This window comes from Dokdonella sp. (genome assembly GCF_049593775.1).
Taxonomy (GTDB): Bacteria; Pseudomonadota; Gammaproteobacteria; order Xanthomonadales; family Rhodanobacteraceae; genus Dokdonella.
In genome coordinates this window covers 1-3101 of the sequence record NZ_JBAWHJ010000137.1, presented here as the reverse complement: position 1 = coordinate 3101, position 3101 = coordinate 1, and the positions used below count along the sequence as shown (strand labels likewise).

General features: G+C 61.3%; 2 protein-coding genes. Both read right to left on the bottom strand.

Annotated features, from left to right (window positions below; translation table 11 throughout):
• Positions 1-238: 238 nt before the first annotated feature.
• Positions 239-1291 carry a hypothetical protein gene (locus tag WBP53_RS04835; RefSeq protein ID WP_423926492.1) on the bottom strand — a complete coding sequence of 351 codons (1053 nt, stop codon included), beginning with the start codon at positions 1289-1291 and terminating at the stop codon, positions 239-241.
• A 529-nt stretch (positions 1292-1820) separates the two neighbouring features.
• Positions 1821-2714: an Hsp33 family molecular chaperone HslO gene (locus tag WBP53_RS04830; RefSeq protein WP_423926490.1), complete on the bottom strand. Its 894-nt coding sequence runs from the start codon at positions 2712-2714 to the stop codon at positions 1821-1823.
• Between the last annotated feature and the right edge of the window lie 387 nt (positions 2715-3101).

Below are 3101 nucleotides of genomic sequence, written 5' to 3'. Positions count from 1 at the left end.
GCGTACGATGCTCTGGCCATAGTCGAAAGCGGACCGAGAAGCCTGGAACCATCGACGCCTGGGCAAATCGACTGGATTCCTCCTCTCCTTATAGAAAGCAGATGATCGACTCGAAGCCAGATCCAATCAGGGGGATCATGGCGAAGACCGCACCAGGTGATGGCGCAAGGCGATGTGCATAGCGCGAGCCGAATTAAGGTCAGGGATTGAAATTGAAAACGGCCAGTTGGCCGGGACCTCAGAGGTCCTGACGATATTGCACGTAGGGCATGCGTGCCTGTGCGGCATCGGCATCGCGTGAATTCGCCGGATCCAGCGGTGCCGACCAGAGGTTCTGCGCACCGACGGTTACCTCGCCACGCCACGGCGTGCGCCAGGATACGCCGAGATCAAGACCGCTCCAGCGGCGACTGCCCTCGAAGCCCGGATCTTCAAAGCTGCTGACACGCCCAACGATGCTTCCACGCAAGGCGCCGCTTGTAACACCCAATCCTATCGAGGCCTGGTTCAAGTCCAGCCCGGCTCCGGAAAGGCCATACCAGACCGGTGACAGTTCGGCCTGGCTCAGCGCTGCGGTCAGGTCAATGATCGGACCGTGTCCAAGCTGCCATGACCCGCGCGCACTGAGCGTACGGCCGGAATTCAATGTGTAGCCATCCATGCCGGGCATATCGAGCAGGGAAAGATTGATCGGATCGCGGACTACATGAGGATGAGCAATGACAGGCAACTGCGAGTTGCGCCCATCGAGCCAGGACAATCCGAAGGAGAAATCAAGACCGACCTCTGCCGAAGATGACCAGCCCAGCCCCAGGCCCGCGACCGCCACACCTGCTTGTGATGCGGCGCTGCTGGCCGCATAGCAGTTCGGCGAGATGCAATCCAGCGTCTCACCCATGTCATATGAAAGCGGCGCCCCACCCTGCCAGCCGACAAACATGTCAGCGCGCAGCCCATCGGAGAGGCGCATGCGCAGCCCGGCGGAAAAGAGGTCGGTTGCATCGACGATGCGCAAATCGGAAACGCCGCCGAAGGCAGGTGACGGTGGCAGCGACGGCGCCCCTACGCCACGCGACATTCCGACAATGGCGAGCAGACGACCATCAGGACTGGCCCACAGCGGCACAACCTGTCCACCGCTACCGGCCAGGCCGGGATTGACCTCGAGCGAGAGCAGGCGGTCGAACATCGGTGTTTGCGCTTGCGTCAGCGTTGCAGGCGCGATTCTCTGTGCCGCCGCCGAAAGCGGGAGCAAGATGATCAGCAACAAGGTGGCGACGCGCAGCAACATGGACGATTCCGCTGGTTGAATTCCAATGACCCTGATGGAGCCCCAAAGTTCCCCAAAAAGCGCCCATCCCGACCGGGACAGGCGAGCAAGACCTTACTGAAAGGATACTCCGCTTTACGAAAAATCAACAGTCAATTGACATCAAGCATGGACCGCAAGCGATTGAAAAATTGTGAATTGACGCAGATTCCATGCTGTCTGGCGATTCCATGGCCACCCAGGCAGGACCTGCCGGGCCATTCCGGACTCCGCAAACGCCCAACTCAGCCCCTCGACCGGCATGCATGTATTCGGGCGTGGTGCCCAATTGGCAGAAAAATGAGCGTGCTGGGCTCAAATGGAACTGCCTTGAGACACGCTCTTCGTCTGACCATCCCGACATCGGCAGGGGGCAACGGCAGAGCCGCGGCCTCCGGCTGCTTGAGAGGCGCTATCCGGCTCCAAGACTGCCGGGCGGGAATGTCGTCCCTTTTCGCGAGCCCGTCTCGCGAAAATGGGGGCGAAAAAAACCGCACGTCCATGCCGATCCCTATTGGGCGGACTGCGGCCCCGGCGCCAGTGGCTGCGCAGCAAAGAGAGCGGCAATATCCACTTCATCCATTCGGTAATCGCGATTGCAGAATTCGCAGGTGATCTTCATCTCCCCGGTTTCAGCCAACGCCGCGCGCGCCTCCTCAGCCCCCAGGGATCGCAGCATGCCCGCTACCCGCTCCGGCGAACAGCTGCATTTGAAGCGCAACGGCCGTGGCGGTTGCAGAAGCACTTCTTCCTCGTGGAACAGGCGCAGAAGAAGCGTTTCGGCTGGCAGCTCCAGCAGCTCGACTTCGGTCAGGGTTGCGAGCAAATGTTCGACGCGGTTCCATGCATCGGCGTCCTGCCGAAGGGAAACTCCGCCTTCACGCGCCACATCCTGCAGCATGATTCCGGCACAGCGGCCCGCATCTGCGGCAAGGACGATCCTTGTCGGCAGTTGTTCGGATCGCTCGAAATAGCCTTCGAACGCCCTGGACAACTGCTCCGCGTCCACAGGCACCAGGCCCTGGTAGCGCGTATCGGTTCGCGCGTTCTCGATGGTGATCGCCAACTGGGCACGCGGATCCTGCAGATCAACGCTCGCGCCAGCTTCTGCACCGTCATCGATTCGGGCAATGCCGCGCAGGTGACCATCGTGCGTGCATTCGGCGAACAACAGCCGCAAGACACCAGCATTGCGCAGATGAACCGAAAGGCTGCCTTCGTACTTCAGGGCACCGGTGAACAAGGCACTGGCTGCCAGCGCCTCGCCGAGCTGGCGGGTCACGGAAGGCGCGTTGGTCGAAAGCGTGCGGACTTCGTTCCAGACCTCATCGAGGTGCACCAATACGCCCCGCACGTTGGCCCGCTGCAGATGGAAGGTATATATGGAGTCACTGGTGCCGGGCATCGCCGATTTCCGTTTGGTCCGAACACGGCAGGTGCGGGCATCGAGGGCATTTTGCAAGCGCGGCAGCCGCCGCAGGGGCGTGCCTGCCGGCGTTCGGGCGGAACCGCCGCCCGGCTCCACGAGGCCATGACTACGCCTGCTTCCGGGTACCTGATCCACCGCCAAGCGGAGTCCGGCTCATGCCCCAACCGGTGGCACTATCGCTCCCTGCCAATCAGGATTTAGGATCCGGATCCTGCCGTCTGCGGCGGGTGAGGCGTGACACGGTTTTTTCGGATGGATCCGACCACTTTTCAACAGACGACACTTGTCTCGTACATCAACTTTTTCCGGGGATCCAGATGAAACCGAAATACCTGGCACGCACGACGCTGGCCGCGTCAATCC

What these genes read in the sequence shown, in the direction of transcription:
- WBP53_RS04835 (WP_423926492.1), bottom strand. Translation starts at nt 1,291, where the DNA reads ATGTTGCTGCGCGTCGCCACCTTGTTGCTGATCATCTTGCTCCCGCTT.
- WBP53_RS04830 (WP_423926490.1), bottom strand. Translation starts at nt 2,714, where the DNA reads ATGCCCGGCACCAGTGACTCCATATATACCTTCCATCTGCAGCGGGCC.